General features: G+C 57.4%; 14 protein-coding genes. 10 read left to right on the top strand and 4 right to left on the bottom strand.

Translation table 11 applies throughout. From position 1 onward, the window contains the following. Positions 1–11: 11 nt before the first annotated feature. Positions 12–1,706: a PTS fructose transporter subunit IIBC gene (fruA, locus tag IB144_RS08215; RefSeq protein WP_002912939.1), complete on the top strand. Its 1,695-nt coding sequence runs from the start codon at positions 12–14 to the stop codon at positions 1,704–1,706. Positions 1,707–1,757: 51 nt separating this feature from the next. Here the strand turns inward: fruA and nfo are convergent, their stop codons facing one another. Both nfo and IB144_RS08225 read right to left on the bottom strand, forming a co-directional pair. Beyond that, complete coding sequence (nfo, locus tag IB144_RS08220; RefSeq protein ID WP_065888451.1) at positions 1,758–2,612, bottom strand: deoxyribonuclease IV; 855 nt, start codon at positions 2,610–2,612, stop codon at positions 1,758–1,760. A 72-nt stretch (positions 2,613–2,684) separates the two neighbouring features. Further along, positions 2,685–3,734 (bottom strand): YeiH family protein, encoded by a 1,050-nt coding sequence (locus tag IB144_RS08225; RefSeq protein WP_002912935.1) that lies wholly within the window; start codon positions 3,732–3,734, stop codon positions 2,685–2,687. A 265-nt stretch (positions 3,735–3,999) separates the two neighbouring features. Between IB144_RS08225 and yieE the strand changes: the two genes are divergently transcribed. From yieE to cirA, 3 genes are all read left to right on the top strand, one after another. Further along, positions 4,000–4,866, top strand: coding sequence for a DNA-binding transcriptional regulator YeiE (gene yieE, locus IB144_RS08230; RefSeq protein WP_002912932.1), 867 nt, complete (start codon positions 4,000–4,002; stop codon positions 4,864–4,866). Positions 4,867–5,044: 178 nt separating this feature from the next. Beyond that, positions 5,045–6,514, top strand: coding sequence for an amino acid permease (locus tag IB144_RS08235; protein WP_002912929.1), 1,470 nt, complete (start codon positions 5,045–5,047; stop codon positions 6,512–6,514). A gap of 498 nt (positions 6,515–7,012) precedes the next feature. Further along, on the top strand, positions 7,013–8,986 hold the full coding sequence (gene cirA, locus IB144_RS08240) for a catecholate siderophore receptor CirA (protein WP_002912926.1): 1,974 nt from the start codon (positions 7,013–7,015) through the stop codon (positions 8,984–8,986). Positions 8,987–9,056: 70 nt separating this feature from the next. On the opposite strand, the gene fghA is transcribed toward cirA, so the two are convergent. Beyond that, on the bottom strand, positions 9,057–9,890 hold the full coding sequence (fghA, locus tag IB144_RS08245; protein WP_009307410.1) for an S-formylglutathione hydrolase: 834 nt from the start codon (positions 9,888–9,890) through the stop codon (positions 9,057–9,059). 360 nt (positions 9,891–10,250) lie between these two features. Between fghA and folE the strand changes: the two genes are divergently transcribed. The 6 genes from folE to mglC all read left to right on the top strand — a co-directional run bounded on the left by folE (position 10,251) and on the right by mglC (position 17,230). Next, complete coding sequence (gene folE, locus IB144_RS08250) at positions 10,251–10,919, top strand: GTP cyclohydrolase I FolE (RefSeq protein WP_002912924.1); 669 nt, start codon at positions 10,251–10,253, stop codon at positions 10,917–10,919. 15 nt (positions 10,920–10,934) lie between these two features. Beyond that, a complete protein-coding gene (yeiB, locus tag IB144_RS08255) occupies positions 10,935–12,092 on the top strand; it encodes a DUF418 domain-containing protein YeiB (RefSeq protein WP_014907189.1) in 1,158 nt (385 codons plus the stop codon). Between the two features lie 155 nt (positions 12,093–12,247). After that, the gene (gene galS / locus IB144_RS08260; protein ID WP_002912919.1) at positions 12,248–13,270 is read left to right on the top strand and encodes an HTH-type transcriptional regulator GalS; all 1,023 of its coding nucleotides are present in this window, start codon (positions 12,248–12,250) and stop codon (positions 13,268–13,270) included. A gap of 296 nt (positions 13,271–13,566) precedes the next feature. Next, a complete protein-coding gene (gene mglB, locus IB144_RS08265; RefSeq protein WP_002912878.1) occupies positions 13,567–14,565 on the top strand; it encodes a galactose/glucose ABC transporter substrate-binding protein MglB in 999 nt (332 codons plus the stop codon). 118 nt (positions 14,566–14,683) lie between these two features. Next, positions 14,684–16,204: a galactose/methyl galactoside ABC transporter ATP-binding protein MglA gene (gene mglA / locus IB144_RS08270; protein ID WP_004175074.1), complete on the top strand. Its 1,521-nt coding sequence runs from the start codon at positions 14,684–14,686 to the stop codon at positions 16,202–16,204. 15 nt (positions 16,205–16,219) lie between these two features. Next, positions 16,220–17,230, top strand: coding sequence for a galactose/methyl galactoside ABC transporter permease MglC (gene mglC, locus IB144_RS08275; RefSeq protein ID WP_002912871.1), 1,011 nt, complete (start codon positions 16,220–16,222; stop codon positions 17,228–17,230). 70 nt (positions 17,231–17,300) lie between these two features. On the opposite strand, the gene sanA is transcribed toward mglC, so the two are convergent. Then, positions 17,301–18,017 (bottom strand): outer membrane permeability protein SanA, encoded by a 717-nt coding sequence (sanA, locus tag IB144_RS08280; RefSeq protein ID WP_002912870.1) that lies wholly within the window; start codon positions 18,015–18,017, stop codon positions 17,301–17,303. Positions 18,018–18,246: the final 229 nt, after the last annotated feature.

The raw sequence follows: 18,246 nt of genomic DNA on the forward strand, positions 1-18,246 counted from the left end.
GGAGAGGCATAATGAAAACGCTGCTGATTATTGATGCCGGACTCGGACAGGCGCGCGCCTACATGGCGAAAACCCTGCTGGGTGCCGCGGCGCCGAAAGCGCACCTTGAGCTGATTGATAACCCGAATGACGCCGAACTGGCCATCGTGCTGGGAACCGCGCTGCCGGCCGATAGCGCGCTGAATGGTAAAAACGTTTACCTGGGCGATATTAACCGTGCTGTCGCCCATCCGGAGCTGTTCCTGGGAGAAGCGAAAGACCACGCTAAGCCCTACGTTGCGCCAGCGGCGGTAGCCGTTCCGGCCGCCGCTCAGGGGCAGAAACGCATTGTCGCGGTCACGGCCTGTCCGACCGGCGTCGCCCACACCTTTATGGCGGCAGAAGCCATCGAAACCGAAGCCAAAAAACGCGGCTGGTGGGTGAAGGTGGAGACCCGCGGCTCCGTTGGGGCGGGCAATGCCATCACCCCGGAAGAGGTGGCCGAGGCGGATCTGGTGATCGTCGCTGCCGATATCGAGGTGGACCTGGCGAAATTCGCCGGCAAGCCGATGTACCGCACCACCACCGGTCTGGCGCTGAAGAAAACCGCCCAGGAGCTGGATAAAGCGGTGGCGGAAGCCAAACCGTACCAGCCATCCGGCAAACCTCAGGCGGCTGCTGAAGGGAAAAAAGAGTCGGCGGGCGCCTATCGCCACCTGCTGACCGGCGTCTCCTATATGCTGCCGATGGTAGTGGCCGGGGGCCTGTGTATCGCGCTCTCCTTTGCCTTCGGGATCAAAGCGTTTGAAGTGAAAGACACCCTGGCGGCGGCGCTGATGCAGATCGGCGGCGGCTCGGCCTTCGCGCTGATGGTGCCGGTACTGGCAGGCTTTATCGCCTTCTCCATTGCCGACCGTCCGGGTCTGACCCCGGGCCTTATCGGCGGTATGCTGGCGGTTAGCGGCGGCTCCGGCTTTATCGGCGGGATCATCGCTGGTTTCCTTGCCGGTTATGTGGCGAAAGCCATCAGCACGAAGCTGAAACTGCCGCAGAGTATGGAAGCCCTGAAGCCAATCCTGATCATTCCGCTGGTCTCCAGCCTGATCGTGGGTTTGGCAATGATCTATCTGATCGGTAAACCGGTAGCCGGTATCCTCGCCTGGCTGACCCACTGGCTGCAAACCATGGGCACCGCCAACGCGGTTCTGCTGGGCGCGATCCTCGGCGCGATGATGTGTACCGATATGGGCGGGCCGGTAAACAAAGCGGCCTATGCCTTTGGCGTTGGCCTGCTGAGTACCCAGACCTATGCGCCGATGGCGGCGATCATGGCGGCCGGTATGGTGCCACCGCTGGCGATGGGTATCGCGACGCTGGTAGCGCGCAATAAGTTCGACAAAGGGCAGCGGGAAGGGGGCAAAGCCGCGCTGGTTCTTGGCCTGTGCTTTATCTCGGAAGGGGCGATTCCTTTTGCCGCCCGTGACCCGATGCGCGTTCTGCCGTGCTGTATCGTCGGCGGCGCGGTAACCGGCGCTATCTCCATGGCGGTCGGCGCGAAACTGATGGCGCCGCACGGCGGGCTGTTTGTTCTGCTGATCCCGGGGGCGATTACGCCGGTGCTGGGCTACCTGCTGGCGATTGTTGCCGGAACGCTGGTGGCGGGCCTTGCCTACGCCGTGCTGAAACGCCCTGAGGCGCAAACAGCGGAAGTTGAAAAAGCGGCATAATCCTACCGCAATAAAAAAGGGCCGATTGTTCGGCCCTTTTTTTGTCTCTATTTACGCCACTTCGGCAATCTGCTGCGCCCGCAGCCAGGCAATCTCTTCCGCCCAGATATCCGGGTTGATGGTTTCCAGAATCAGCGGAATACCGTCGAAGCGGCTGTCCTGCATGATCCAGCTGAAGCAATCGTGGCCGATGTTGCCTTCCCCCAGGCTGTGGTGACGGTCGACCCGGCTGCCGAAGGCGCTCTTGGCATCGTTGAGATGCATGCCGCGCAGATACTGAAAACCGACGATGCGTTCGAAGGCGGCGAAGGTTTTTTCGCAGGCTTCGGCGCTGCGCAGGTCGTAGCCGGCGGCGAAAGCATGGCAGGTATCGATGCAGACGCCGACGCGGGATTTATCTTCCACACCGTCGATGATGGCCGCGAGGTGCTCGAACTTAAAGCCGAGGTTGCTGCCCTGGCCAGCGGTGTTTTCGATCACCGCAGTAACGCCTTCGGTCTTCGCCAGCGCGATATTGATCGATTCGGCGATGCGCGACAGGCACTCCTCCTCCGGGATCTGCTGCAGATGGCTGCCGGGGTGGAAGTTGAGCAGCGTCAGTCCCAGCTGCTGGCAGCGGGTCATTTCATCAATGAAGGCATCACGGGATTTTTCCAGCGCTTCTTCCACCGGGTGGCCAAGGTTAATCAGGTAGCTGTCGTGCGGCAGGATCTGCCCCGGGCCAAAGTGATACTTTTCACAGGCGGCTTTGAATTCGGCGATGGTCTCGTCGCTGAGCGGCGCGGCGCGCCACTGGCGCTGGTTCTTGGTGAAGAGGGCGAAGGCGGTTGCTTCGATTTCGGCGGCGCGAATGGCGGCATTGGCCAGTCCACCTGAGGCGCTCACGTGCGCTCCTACGTATTTCATAAAAAAAACTCCAGTTAAAGCCGCTGGGGGGTGGGTAATGATAGCGGCTTAACTGGAGAAAGATGTAGTGCTTTATGCCATCAGGCTGTGGATAGCAACGTTAATGACCCCGCCGCCGACAATCAACCAGACGAACAGCATCAGCGCCATCAGCAGCGGTTTCGCCCCGGCTTTTTTCAGCGCGCTGACGTGGGTGGTGACCCCGAGGGCGGCCATTGCCATCGCCAGCAGGACGGTATCCAGCGTCACCAGCATATCCACCACGGCTTTCGGCAGCAGATGGAAGGAGTTAAACACCGCCACCAGGATGAACATAATGGCGAACCACGGAATGGTGATTTTGCTTTTCTCGCCGTTGCCTGCCGGGGTCAGCTGTTTAACACGCGCTGCCAGGAACAGCAGGAACGGAGCCAGCATCATGACGCGCAGCATTTTGGCGATAACCGCCGCGTTCTCCGCGTCCGGGCTGACCGCATGGCCGGCGGCAACAACCTGCGCCACTTCATGCATGGTGGAGCCCATATAGATCCCGTAGGTCTCCGGGGTAAACCAGTGCGCCAGCAGCGGGTACATCGCCGGGTAGAGGAAGATGGCGATGGTACCGAAGATAACCACTGTAGCGACGGCAACCGTCACTTTACTGGCTTCGGCTTTGACCACCGGCTCGGTGGCGAGCACGGCCGCCGCGCCGCAGATGCTGCTGCCGGCGCCGATCAGCCAGCTGGTGTGTTTATCGAGACCAAACACTTTCTGGCCAAGGAAGCAGGCGATGAAAAAGGTACTGGAGAGCGTCAGAACGTCAATCAAAATACCGCTCACGCCGACGTCGGCAATCTGGGCGAACGTCAGGCGAAAGCCGTAGAGGATGATCCCCAGGCGCAGCAGATGCTGCTTGGCGAAGATCACCCCGCCGTCGCAGGGCTGCCAGATTTTCGGGTAGACCGTGTTGCCGACGACCATCCCGAACAGGATAGCGAGGGTCAGGGCGCTAAAGCCCGCGCCGGCGATGGCCGGGAAACTACCGGCCCACAGGGCGGCGCCGGTCAGAGCGGCGGTCAGCGCCAGGCCTGGGACAAAATGCCACAGGGAACGATGTTTGGTGGGTAAAGTGAGTGCTGTCATAACCTTCTCCTTTGTCTGCCTAAAGGTTACGCCGCGCGGGATTAAATATAAAATTGATTATATGTTTATAATCAATCGTAATAAGTGGTTAATGGCCGCTTCGCCGGTTACAACGGGGCGAGAGCGGGTTAGGCAGAAGCGGGGCGGTCTCGCCGGCAAGACGATGATTTTGTGATATAAGCGGATTTTCCTTCCGTCAGCCGCCTCGATTTGTGTCACCATAGTAAGGAAGGTTATTCAGGTTGGATTACTAAACGGGTGGGTTATGCATATTACGCTGCGGCAGCTGGAAGTGTTCGCCGAAGTCCACAAGAGTGGGTCGACCACTCAGGCGTCACAGATGCTGGCGCTTTCGCAATCCGCGGTCAGCGCCGCGCTGACCGATCTGGAAGGGCAGCTCGGCGTGCAGCTGTTTGACCGCGTCGGTAAACGACTGGTGGTGAATGAGCATGGACGGCTGCTGTACCCGCGTGCGCTGGCGCTGCTGGAGCGGGCCCTGGAGATCGAGCAGCTGTTTCGCGGCGATAACGGGGCGATCCGAGTCTACGCCAGCAGCACCATCGGCAACTATATTATGCCGGAGATTATTGCCCGCTATCGTCATGACTTCCCGGATCTGCCGGTCGAGCTGAGCGTCGGCAACAGCCTGGACGTCATCAACGCCGTCGCCGACCTGCGGGTGGATTTCGGCCTGATTGAGGGGCCGTGCCATGCCGCCGATATTATTGCCGAGCCGTGGCTGGAGGATGAGCTGGTGGTGTTTGCCGCGCCCAACTCACCGCTGCTGGCGGGGGAGGTGACCCTGCAGCAACTGGCTGAGGCGCCGTGGATCCTGCGCGAGCATGGCTCCGGCACCCGGGAGATTGTCGATTACGTTCTGCTGTCGCATCTGCCGGCGTTTCATCTGGGCATGGAGCTGGGTAATTCAGAGGCGATCAAGCACGCGGTCAGGCATGGCCTGGGCATCAGCTGTCTATCGCGGCGGGTGATTGCCGAACAGCTTGCCTCGGGCACGCTGGCGGAGCTGAAAGTGCCATTGCCCCGGCTGACGCGCACGCTGTGGCGGATCCATCACCGGCAGAAGCATATTTCTAAAGCATTACAACGTTTTCTGCACTATTGCCAGGTGTAGCAGCCCGGTTTTATCGCCTGATTACGGGGGGAATTCGCTGGCAATTCCGCAGGTTAGTGCTTTACTAATAATTTGCGGGCGATCATGAAGCTCTCTTATAACTTTGCATTTGTACCGGATGGAACCCCGATCGTCTGCTACAATCGCGCCTCATTTTTTGGATGGATAGCATTATCACATGGTTTCGGAAACTAAAACCACAGAAGCGCCCACGCTACGTCGTGAACTGAAGGCGCGCCACTTGACCATGATCGCCATCGGCGGTTCCATCGGTACGGGTCTTTTTGTTGCCTCTGGCGCAACCATTTCGCAAGCAGGTCCCGGCGGGGCGCTGCTGTCTTATATTCTGATCGGTTTGATGGTCTATTTCCTGATGACCAGCCTCGGCGAGCTGGCGGCGTTTATGCCGGTATCCGGTTCCTTCGCCACCTACGGGCAGAATTATGTTGAAGAAGGCTTCGGCTTCGCGCTGGGCTGGAACTACTGGTACAACTGGGCGGTGACGATCGCCGTTGACCTCGTGGCCTCACAGCTGGTGATGAGCTACTGGTTCCCTGACACTCCGGGCTGGATCTGGAGCGCCTTGTTCCTCGGCATCATGTTCCTGCTGAACTGGATCTCGGTGCGCGGCTTTGGCGAGGCGGAATACTGGTTCTCGCTGATAAAAGTGGCCACCGTCATTATCTTTATCATCGTCGGCGTGATGATGATTGTCGGCATCTTCAAAGGGGCGCAGCCAGCCGGCTGGAGCAACTGGGGGATCGCGGATGCGCCGTTCGCCGGCGGTTTCTCGGCGATGATTGGCGTGGCGATGATTGTCGGCTTCTCGTTCCAGGGCACCGAGCTTATCGGCATCGCTGCTGGTGAATCTGAAAATCCGGAGAAGAACATTCCGCGCGCGGTGCGCCAGGTCTTCTGGCGTATCCTGCTGTTTTACGTCTTCGCGATCCTGATTATCAGCCTGATCATTCCGTATACCGATCCGAGTCTGCTGCGCAACGATGTGAAGGATATCTCCGTCAGCCCGTTCACCCTGGTGTTCCAGCATGCTGGTTTGCTGTCGGCGGCGGCAATCATGAACGCCGTTATCCTGACTGCCGTGCTGTCGGCGGGTAACTCCGGGATGTACGCCTCCACGCGTATGCTGTACACCCTGGCCTGCGACGGTAAAGCGCCGCGTATTTTCTCGAAGCTGTCGCGTGGCGGCGTGCCGCGTAACGCGCTGTACGCGACCACCGTGATCGCGGCGCTGTGCTTCCTGACTTCCATGTTTGGCAACCAGACGGTGTACCTGTGGCTGCTGAACACCTCCGGGATGACGGGCTTTATCGCCTGGCTGGGTATTGCGATCAGCCACTATCGTTTCCGTCGCGGCTACGTCCTGCAGGGTAACGATATTAATAATCTGCCGTATCGTTCCGGGTTCTTCCCGCTGGGGCCGATCTTCGCCTTCGTGCTGTGCTTGATCATTACTCTCGGGCAGAACTATGAAGCGTTCCTCAAGGACACCATTGACTGGGGCGGCGTGGCGGCGACCTACATTGGTATTCCGCTGTTCCTCGTCATCTGGTTTGGTTACAAGCTGGCGAAAGGCACCCGCTTTGTTCGCTACAGCGAAATGACCTTCCCGGACCGCTTTAAGCGTTAATCTTCGCGATTGTGCGATAAAAGCCCTCTGTGAAGAGGGCTTTATATTGCTGGCAAAGTGCAATCTTCAGGGATTGCCCGGCTGCGCTGCGCTTGCGCGGGCCTACAGATAACCGCGTAACTGATTGATATTGCGATGTTTCGTAGGCCTGGTAAGGCGGAAGCCGCCACCCGGCAGACATGTGAGCACAATAACGAAGACAGATTTGTCATCACCCGCAAGCCCTCTGAACAGAGGGCTTTTTTTATGTTTGTGCGGTTACAGCTTGTCACAATTCTTCATAATTATATTGATAATCGTAATCATTATCTTTATCATTTTCGCCCATTACGGATGAAGCCACTCCCCGTCTCTGCCGCTTGTACAGACTGACACCGGGCGACCAGCCACATCGACGAGAAAACAGCGCGAGCATGCCGCCGACAGAGCGGCAAGTCGCCAGCGCGTGTGAGCAGCACCTTGTTGTTTGTTTGGTTGTACACCTCATGGAGATTTGGAATGTTCAGGTTAAACCCTTTTATCCGGGCGGGATTGTCTGCGTCCGTCGTATCGTTGGCGTTTCCGGCTCTGGCCGATGTGAATGAAGAAACGCTGGTGGTGACCGCCTCGGCCACTGAACAGAATGTCAAAGACGCGCCGGCGAGCATCAGCGTCATCACCCAACAGGATTTACAACGCAAGCCTGTTCAGAACCTGAAAGACGTGCTGCGCGATGTGCCTGGGGTCCAGCTCACCAACGAAGGGGATAACCGCAAGGGCGTTAGCATCCGCGGTCTGAGCAGCAGCTATACCCTGATCCTGGTCGACGGCAAGCGCGTTAACTCGCGGAACGCCGTCTTCCGCCACAATGACTTCGACCTTAACTGGATCCCGGTGGATGCTATTGAGCGTATCGAAGTGGTGCGCGGCCCGATGTCCTCCCTCTACGGCTCCGATGCGCTCGGTGGGGTGGTCAACATTATTACCAAAAAAATCGGCCAGAAATGGACCGGGACGCTGAGTGCTGATACCACTATTCAGGAGCACCGCGATCGCGGGGATACCTATAACGGCCAGTTCTTCACCAGCGGCCCGCTGATCGACGGCGTACTTGGAATGAAGGCCTACGGCAGCCTGGCAAAACGCGCCAAGGACGATCCGCAGTCATCCAGTAATGCCACCGGCGAGACGCCGCGCATCGAGGGCTTCACCAGCCGCGATGGCAATGTTGAATTCGCCTGGACGCCGAACGAAAACCACGATTTTACCGCAGGCTACGGCTTTGACCGTCAGGATCGCGATTCCGATTCCCTTGACCGCAACCGCCTTGAGCGGGAGAACTACTCTCTGAGCCATAACGGCCGCTGGGATATCGGCAATAGCGAGCTCAAGTTCTACGGCGAAAAGGTGGATAACAAAAATCCAGGGCAGAGCGGGACTATTACCTCGGAAAGCAATGCCATCGACGGCAAGTATGTCCTGCCGCTGGGCATGATTAACCAGCTGGTGACCTTCGGCGGCGAATGGCGCCACGACAAACTGAAAGATCCGGTCAACCTGAGCAGCGGCGGCCAGTCAACGTCGGCCAGCCAGTACGCCCTGTTTATCGAAGACGAATGGCGCATCATCGAGCCGCTGGCGCTGACCACCGGCATTCGTATGGACGACCATCAGACCTATGGCGATCACTGGAGCCCGCGCGCCTATCTGGTGTATAACGCCACCGATACCGTCACCGTCAAAGGCGGCTGGGCGACGGCGTTTAAAGCCCCGTCGCTGCTGCAGCTTAACCCCGACTGGACCACCAACTCCTGCCGCGGCTCGTGCAGCATCGTCGGTAACCCGGATCTGAAACCGGAAACCAGCGAAAGCTTCGAGCTCGGTCTCTACTACCGCGGGGAAGAGGGCTGGCTTGAAAATGTCGAAGGCAGCATCACCACCTTCCAGAATAATGTCGACGACATGATCGACGTTCTGCGCACCTCCAGCGCCAGCGAAGCGCCGGGCTACCCGAACTTTGTCGGCTGGAAAACCGTCAACGGCAAGCGCGTGCCGATCTTCCGCTATTTCAACGTCAACAAAGCCCGCATCAAAGGGGTGGAGACGGAGGTGAAGATCCCGTTTGGCGATGAGTGGAAGCTGACGGTGAACTACACCTACAACGATGGTCGCGATCTGAGCAATGGCGGCGACAAACCGCTGCAGACGCTGCCGTTCCATACCGCCAACGGCACGCTCGACTGGAAACCGCTGGACGACTGGTCCTTCTACGTGACGGCCAACTATACTGGCCAGCAGCGCGCGGTGAGCGCCACCGGCAAAACGCCGGGCGGCTACACCCTGTTTGACGTTGGCGCGGCATGGCAGGTGACCAAAAACGTGAAACTGCGCTCCGGGGTGCAGAACGTGGGTGATAAAGATCTGAGCCGGGACGACTACAGTTATACCGAAGAAGGCCGTCGCTACTTTATGGCGGTGGATTATCGCTTCTGATTGCCGGCGCTAAAACGCGTCCTGTAGGCCTGAACATGCGCCGCGAAGCAGCTTCGCGGCGCATTGGCGTTTAGCCAAAGAGATGCTGCGCATGGAAGCGCAGATGGTCTTCAATAAACGAGGCAATGAAGTAATAGCTGTGGTCGTAACCGGGCTGGATGCGCAGCGTTAACGGCCAGGCCTTCTGCCGCGCGACCTCCGCCAGTACCGCCGGCTGCAGCTGTCCGGCAAGGAAAGGATCGTTGTCGCCCTGATCGATAAGCGTCGGCACGGCGTCCTCCGGCCGGCTGGCCTGCATCAGCGCGCAGCTGTCCCAGGAGTGCCATGCCGATTCATCCGCGCCGAGATAGGCGGTAAACGCTTTCTTGCCCCACGGGACCTGGGAGGGATTGACGATCGGCGCGAAGGCGGAGACGCTGGCGTAGCGGCCGGGATTTTTGAGCGCCATAATGAGCGCGCCGTGGCCGCCCATCGAGTGGCCGCTGACGGCGCAGCGTTCGCCGACGCTAAACTCGCTACGAATAAGCGCGGGCAGTTCGTCACGCAGGTAATCGTACATTCGGTAGTGCGCCGCCCAGGGCGCCTCGGTGGCGTTCAGGTAGAAGCCGGCGCCTTGTCCGAGATCGTAACCGTCGACGTTGGCCGCCTCGTCACCGCGCGGGCTGGTATCCGGCATCACCAGCGCGATGCCCAGCTCGGCGGCAATGCGCTGGGCGCCCGCCTTGGTGGTAAAGTTCTCATCGTTACAGGTCAGCCCCGACAGCCAGTACAGCACCGGCGGCGGCGTTTCGCGCTCAGGCGGTAAAAAAATGCTGAACGTCATGGCGCAGTTCAGGACAGGGGAGTGATGACGCCAGCGTTGTTGCTGGCCGTCAAAACAGCGATGCTCTTCAAGCAGTTCCATGCAAGGCTCCTCGGAAGGGATGTGCGCGTAAACGTTCATAATACAGATATTTCATTAGCCGGTGAGCAACTTTCACTTTCTCCTTTTGAGAACTTACTGCATCATTAATGCAACTTATAGCCAACATGCCGGTGTAGCGACGGCGCTTATGAATGCGTACAGCGGTTGGAACATTCCGGATACGGCGATAAGGATTTGGCGTTGCGCCTGAGGCATGGCTTCGCTCCCTAATAAAAGGCAGCGCCAATTTCAATAATTATCGTTACGGCTACTGGATTCTGTGCGCCACCTCACGCACAATGAATACAAACTTTGCCCCCAGAAAAAGCAAAGAGCGCCACACCTGCAGGAGAAACATAAATGTCATCACTGAGTAAAGAAGCCGTCCTCGTTCATGAAGCGCTGGTCGCTCGTGGGCTGGAGACGCCGATGCGTGCGCCAGTACAAGAAATTGATAACGAAACACGCAAGCGTTTGATTACCGGTCATATGACCGAGATTATGCAACTGCTGAATCTGGATCTGAGTGATGACAGTCTGATGGAGACCCCGCATCGCATCGCCAAAATGTATGTCGATGAGATCTTCTCCGGGCTGGATTATTCTCGCTTCCCGAAAATCACCGTCATTGAAAACAAAATGAAGGTCGATGAAATGGTCACCGTGCGCGATATCACCCTGACCAGCACCTGCGAACACCATTTCGTTACCATCGATGGTAAAGCGACGGTAGCCTATATCCCGAAAGATTCGGTGATCGGCCTGTCGAAAATCAACCGCATCGTGCAGTTCTTCGCCCAACGTCCGCAGGTCCAGGAGCGTCTGACGCAGCAGATCCTGATCGCGCTGCAGACGCTGCTCGGCACCAACAACGTGGCGGTATCCATTGACGCGGTGCATTATTGCGTGAAGGCGCGCGGCATTCGCGACGCGACCAGCGCCACCACCACCACCTCTCTCGGCGGCCTGTTTAAATCCAGCCAGAATACCCGCCAGGAATTCCTGCGCGCAGTACGTCACCACAACTAAAACGGAGCAGGGTGCATGGAGAGAAATGTCACGCTGGACTTTGTCCGCGGCGTCGCCATCCTCGGTATCCTGCTTCTCAATATCAGCGCCTTCGGCTTGCCGAAGGCCGCTTATCTCAATCCCGCCTGGTCAGGAAGCGCGTCCCTTAGCGATGCCTGGACCTGGGCGCTCCTCGACCTGCTGGCGCAGGTGAAGTTTCTCACCTTGTTCGCGCTGCTGTTTGGCGCCGGTCTTCAGCTATTGCTTCCGCGAGGGAAGCGCTGGATCCAGTCGCGGCTGACGCTGCTGGCGCTGCTCGGTTTCATTCACGGTCTTTTTTTCTGGGATGGCGATATTCTGCTGGCCTATGCCCTGGTGGGGCTGGTGAGCTGGCGCATGGTGCGTGAGGCGCACCATGTCAAATCGCTGTTCAACACCGGGGTGGTGCTCTACCTCACCGGCATTGCGGTGCTGGTCCTGTTGGGGATGATCTCCGGGACCGCTGCGAATCGCTCGTGGGTGCCGGACGCGGCGAACCTGCAGTATGAGCAGTACTGGAAGCTGCACGGTGGCATGGAGGCGGTCAGCAACCGGGCGGATATGCTATCTGACAATCTGCTGGCGCTGGGCGCGCAGTATGGCTGGCAGCTGGCGGGGATGATGCTGATGGGCGCGGCGCTGATGCGCAGCGGCTGGCTGAAGGGGCAGTTTAGCCTGCGTCACTACCGGCGTACCGGCGCGCTGCTGGTGGCGGCCGGCATGGCGGTCAATCTGCCGGCAATATTCGCCCAGTGGTATCTGGCCTGGGACTATCGCTGGTGCGCGTTTTTACTGCAGGCGCCGCGCGAACTTAGCGCCCCGCTGCAGGCTATCGGCTATGCCGCGCTGGCCTGGGGCTACTGGCCACAGCTCTGCCGTTTCCGCCTGGTGGGCGCTATCGCCTGCGTCGGACGCATGGCGCTGACCAACTACCTGCTGCAGACCCTGATCTGCACCACCCTGTTTTATCATCTTGGGCTGTTTATGCGCTTCGATCGTCTGCAGCTGCTGGCCTTTGTCCCCCCCATCTGGGCCGTTAACCTCCTTGTCTCATCGCTCTGGCTGCGCCGCTTCCGCCAGGGGCCGGTGGAATGGCTGTGGCGTCAGTTAACCTTGCGTGCGTCAGGCACATCATTGAAAGACACATCCAGATAACGATCTCGATCACAATCATTAACAAAACGGATGTAAACGTTTCCAGCCGTGTGACCTCACTCACGCAGCGGACCGCGGGTCGCTGCCAGAATAGCCTCCTTGCTAAGCACAGGAGGTGAATGTGACGTGCTGTAATTCTCTTAAGGTCGCTGAGTATGATCACCATTCGTGATGTCGCCCGCCAGGCGGGCGTTTCCGTGGCCACCGTGTCGCGGGTGCTGAATAACAGCGCGCTGGTGAGTCCGGATACGCGCGACGTGGTGATGAAAGCGGTGACCCAACTGGGCTACCGGCCCAACGCCAACGCCCAGGCGCTGGCCACCCAGGTCAGCGATACCATCGGCGTGGTGGTGATGGACGTCTCCGACGCCTTCTTCGGCGCGCTGGTGAAAGCAGTGGATACCGTTGCTCAGCAGCATCAGAAATATGTGCTGATCGGCAACAGCTATCACGAGGCGGAAAAAGAGCGTCACGCCATCGAGGTGCTGATCCGTCAGCGCTGCTCGGCGCTGATCGTCCATTCGAAAGCGCTGAGCGATGATGAACTGAGCGACTTTATGCAACATATCCCGGGGATGGTGCTGATCAACCGCATCGTGCCGGGGTATGCCCATCGCTGCGTCGGACTCGACAACGTCAGCGGCGCGCTGATGGCCACCCGTATGCTGCTCAATCATGGTCACCAGCGCATCGGCTATCTCTCCTCAAACCACGGTATTGAAGATGACGATATGCGCCGGGAAGGGTGGAGCAAAGCGCTGCAGGAGCAAGGCATCATCGCCCCGGACAGCTGGATCGGTTCCGGCTCCCCGGATATGCAGGGCGGTGAAGCGGCGATGGTCGAACTGCTGGGGCGCAATCTCGGCCTCACCGCGGTGTTTGCCTATAACGACAGCATGGCGGCCGGCGCGCTGACGACGCTGAAGGACAACGGCATTGTCGTGCCGCAGCATCTGTCGCTGATTGGCTTTGATGATATTCCTATTTCCCGTTACACCGATCCTCAGCTCACCACCGTGCGCTATCCGGTAATGTCGATGGCAAAGCTGGCCACCGAGCTGGCGCTGCTGGGGGCGGCCGGCAAGCTGGATCGCGAGGCGACGCACTGCTTTATGCCGACGCTGGTGCGCCGTCATTCCGTTGCCCAGCGGCAAACTGTGGGGCCGATCACTAACTGACGCGATCGCGGGATGTAACCGCTTTCAATTTGTGAGTAAATTCACAGTATATTAACATTCGCCTGATTATGATGGCAGCGTTTACCAGTCTGAACCACGAGGTGATGGATATTCCTCACTTTATTTAGTAGGAACAAGGCGTTAAACGAGTTTTACAGTCGTATTTTTCTGGAGCGTTACCCGACACGGAAGACCGAATTTTCGTCGTGAAATGCGTTGTGCGGTAACACTAATGCAACAAATCCCGCCTGCATTTTCTCACAATAATGACCCTGCATAATAAAACCGGAGATTCCATGAATAAGAAGGTGTTTACCCTGTCTGCTGTAATGGCTGGTCTGTTATTTGGCGCCGCCGCACACGCAGCAGATACCCGTATCGGCGTGACGATTTATAAATATGACGACAACTTTATGTCGGTAGTGCGTAAGGCGATTGAAAAAGATGGCAAATCCGCGCCAGACGTCCAGCTATTGATGAATGATTCGCAGAACGACCAGTCGAAACAAAACGATCAGATTGACGTGCTGCTGGCGAAAGGCGTGAAGGCGCTGGCGATTAACCTGGTTGACCCGGCCGCCGCAGGTACGGTGATTGAAAAGGCGCGCGGGCAGAATATTCCGGTGGTGTTCTTCAACAAAGAGCCTTCCCGCAAAGCGCTGGATAGTTATGACAAGGCTTATTACGTCGGTACCGACTCGAAAGAGTCCGGGATTATTCAGGGCGATCTGATCGCCAAGCACTGGAAAGCCAACCCGAACTGGGATCTGAATAAAGACGGTCAGATCCAGTACGTTCTGCTGAAAGGCGAGCCGGGCCATCCGGATGCGGAAGCGCGTACCACTTACGTTATTAAAGAGCTGAATGATAAAGGTCTGAAGACCCAGCAGCTGCAGCTGGATACCGCGATGTGGGATACCGCCCAGGCGAAAGACAAAATGGACGCCTGGCTCTCCGGCCCGAATGCCAACAAGATTGAAGTGGTGATCGCTAACAACGACGCCATGGCGATGGGCGCGGTTGAAGCGCTGAAAGCGCACAACAAGAGCAGCATTCCGGTGTTCGGCGTTGATGCCCTGCCGGAAGCCCTGGCGCTGGTGAAATCCGGCGCGATGGCCGGTACTGTGCTGAACGATGCCAACAACCAGGCAAAAGCGACCTTCGAGCTGGCGAAAAACCTTGCCGACGGGAAAGACGCCGCGGCAGGCACCAACTGGAAAATTGACAACAAGATTGTTCGCGTCCCCTACGTGGGCGTCGATAAAGACAACCTGAGCCAGTTTACCGGCAAATAATCGTGATGTGAGTTGCGGGCGTGGGTTATCCACGCCCGATTATTCCTGATACAGAACCAGACTCCTGCTGGCGCTAGTGCGCCGGACGGGGCTTGCATGAACGCAGCCAGGTATAACTATGGTCAGCAATAATAGCGAACGGTCAGGCGAATATTTGTTGGAGATGAGCAATATCAACAAATCGTTTCCTGGCGTCAAGGCTCTTGATAATGTCAACCTGAAGGTTCGTCCGCACTCCATTCATGCGTTAATGGGTGAGAACGGCGCCGGTAAATCGACATTATTAAAATGCCTTTTTGGGATCTATCAAAAAGATTCCGGTAGCATTCTTTTTCAGGGAAAAGAGATCGATTTCCATTCGGCGAAAGAAGCCCTGGAAAACGGTATTTCGATGGTGCATCAGGAATTAAACCTGGTATTACAGCGTTCGGTCATGGATAACATGTGGCTCGGGCGCTATCCAACTAAAGGCATGTTTGTCGATCAGGACAAAATGTACCGGGATACCAAGGCCATTTTTGATGAGCTGGATATTGATATCGATCCGCGCGCCCGCGTCGGTACCTTATCGGTATCTCAGATGCAGATGATTGAGATCGCGAAGGCGTTTTCCTATGACGCCAAAATCGTCATCATGGATGAGCCGACGTCATCGCTGACGGAAAAAGAGGTCAACCATCTGTTTAAGATCATCCGTAAGCTGAAAGATCGCGGCTGCGGTATCGTCTATATCTCGCATAAAATGGAAGAAATTTTCCAGTTGTGCGATGAAATAACCATCCTGCGCGACGGCCAGTGGATCGCCACCCAGCCGCTGGAAGGGCTGGATATGGATAAGATCATCGCCATGATGGTCGGGCGTTCGCTTAACCAGCGTTTTCCGGATCGCGAAAACACTCCGGGCGAAGTGATCCTCCAGGTGCGCAATCTCACCTCGCTGCGCCAGCCCTCCATTCGCGATGTCTCCTTTGACCTGCATAAGGGCGAAATTCTCGGTATCGCCGGCCTGGTGGGCGCTAAACGCACCGACATCGTGGAGACCCTGTTCGGCATCCGTGAGAAGGCCAGCGGCACCATCACGCTGCACGGCAAGAAGATCAACAACCACAGCGCCAACGAGGCGATTAACCACGGTTTTGCGCTGGTGACCGAGGAGCGGCGCTCTACCGGGATTTACGCCTATCTGGATATCGGGTTTAACTCGCTGATCTCCAATATTAAGAAATATAAAAACAGCATCGGCTTGCTGGATAACTCGCGAATGAAGAGCGATACCCAATGGGTTATTGACTCGATGCGCGTCAAAACCCCCGGTCAGCATACGCAGATTGGCTCGCTTTCCGGTGGTAACCAGCAAAAGGTCATTATAGGCCGCTGGCTGCTGACCCAGCCGGAGATCCTGATGCTGGATGAGCCAACGCGCGGTATCGACGTCGGCGCCAAGTTTGAAATCTATCAGCTGATTGCCGAACTGGCTAAAAAAGACAAAGGGATCATTATTATTTCTTCCGAAATGCCGGAACTGCTGGGGATTACCGACCGCATTCTGGTGATGAGCAACGGCCTGGTCGCGGGCATTGTTGAGACTAAAACCACTACGCAAAACGAAATACTGCGTCTTGCGTCATTGCACCTTTAAGATCAGGGGCTTCACATGAGTGCGTTAAATAAAAAGAGTTTTCTCACTTACCTGAAAGAGGGTGGGATATATGTTGTCCTTCTGGTCCTGCTGGCCATTATTATTTTCCAGGATCCGACATTTTTAAGTCTGCTCAACCTGAGTAATATTCTGACCCAGTCCTCGGTGCGTATTATTATTGCCCTCGGCGTGGCCGGACTTATCGTCACGCAGGGGACCGACCTCTCCGCCGGCCGTCAGGTGGGTCTGGCGGCGGTGATTGCCGCCACCATGCTGCAGGCGGTGGATAATGCCAATAAGGTATTCCCGGATATGGCGACCATGCCGATCCCGCTGGTGATCCTGCTGGTGTGCGCCATCGGGGCGGTCATCGGCCTGATTAACGGGATCGTCATTGCCTACCTGAACGTGACGCCGTTTATTACCACTCTCGGCACCATGATTATCGTCTACGGCATTAACTCGCTGTACTACGACTTCGTGGGCGCGTCGCCGATCTCCGGCTTCGACAGCCACTTCTCCCATTTCGCGCAGGGGTTTGTGGCGCTGGGCTCCTTCCGCCTGTCCTACATTACCTTCTACGCGCTGATTGCCGTCTTCTTTGTCTGGATCCTGTGGAACAAGACGCGCTTTGGCAAAAACATTTTCGCTATCGGCGGTAACCCGGAAGCGGCGAAGGTCTCCGGGGTTAACGTAGCGTTAAACCTGCTGATGATCTATGCCCTCTCCGGCGTATTCTATGCCTTCGGCGGCCTGCTGGAAGCCGGACGTATCGGTTCGGCGACCAATAACCTCGGCTTTATGTATGAACTGGACGCCATCGCCGCCTGTGTGGTGGGCGGCGTATCGTTCAGCGGCGGGGTAGGGACGGTGTTTGGCGTGGTGACCGGGGTGATTATCTTCACCGTCATCAACTACGGCCTGACCTATATCGGCGTCAACCCTTACTGGCAGTACATTATTAAGGGGGCGATTATTATCTTCGCCGTGGCGCTGGACTCCCTGAAATACGCCCGTAAGAAATAAGATTGAACGCATCAAAAACCCGCGCCTGGCGCGGGTTTTTTTATATCTGAAACGAATGCGTTGATGGAGGCTACTTTTCTTTCTGCAGCTCCAGCAGCTGCTCCGGGGTGACGGCCGGGTAGGATTGGGCGTCATCCGGCACGTCATGCTGCTGCGCCGGAATCGGGATGAGAGGGCCGAGAAAGCGCGGTTCCCGTTTGAAGATATAGAGGTCCGCCAGCGCGCCAAAGCGGGCGCCGAACTCGCGCAGCCGCACGCTCCACATATCCTTCGGTGACGGCACCGCGTAGCACTGGGCCTGGATCCCCATATGCAGGGCGATAAACAGCGCCCGTTCGCAGTGGAAGCGCTGGGTGATGATAATGAAGTCGTTGGTGTCGAACACTTTCCGGGTACGGACGATCGAGTCGAGGGTACGGAAACCGGCATAGTCCAGTACGATATCCGCGGGATCGACGCCGCCTTTAATCAGGTCCCGACGCATGGTCATCGGTTCATTGTAGCTTTGCAGAGCATTATCGCCGCTCAGCAGGAGATAGTTGACCTTGCCGCTGTTGTAGGCGTTCAGCGCACCCTGGATGCGGTAACGGTAATACTGATTGATGACGCCGGTGCGGTAATATTTGGCGGTGCCCAGCACCACACCGACCTGACGGTAGGGCAGGTCCTGCAGTTCATCATAGATATAGGGCGCGGTTTTCCAGCTCATCCAGCGGTCAAGGCCCAGCACGGTCAACAGCAGCAGGCCGAGCAGGACTAACAGGCTGTAGAACGCACGCTTTAACATGAACTTGGCTCAATAATAGACAACGGAGTCTTCAGGCTACTTTACCCGCCGGGTAAGCGCAAGAAACCCGCGTTTGATTGCGGGGATTTTCAGCAATATAGACAGATCGCCGAATGCAGGCCGGGTAAGGCGTGAGCCGACACCCGGCATAGGGATCTTCAGGTCGCCATGGCGCGAACCGTAGGTCGGGTAAGCGTAGCGCCACCCGACACCTAACGGTATAAAAAGT

The organism is Klebsiella sp. K4 (assembly GCF_014596785.2).
Lineage (GTDB): Bacteria > Pseudomonadota > Gammaproteobacteria > Enterobacterales > Enterobacteriaceae > Klebsiella > Klebsiella pneumoniae.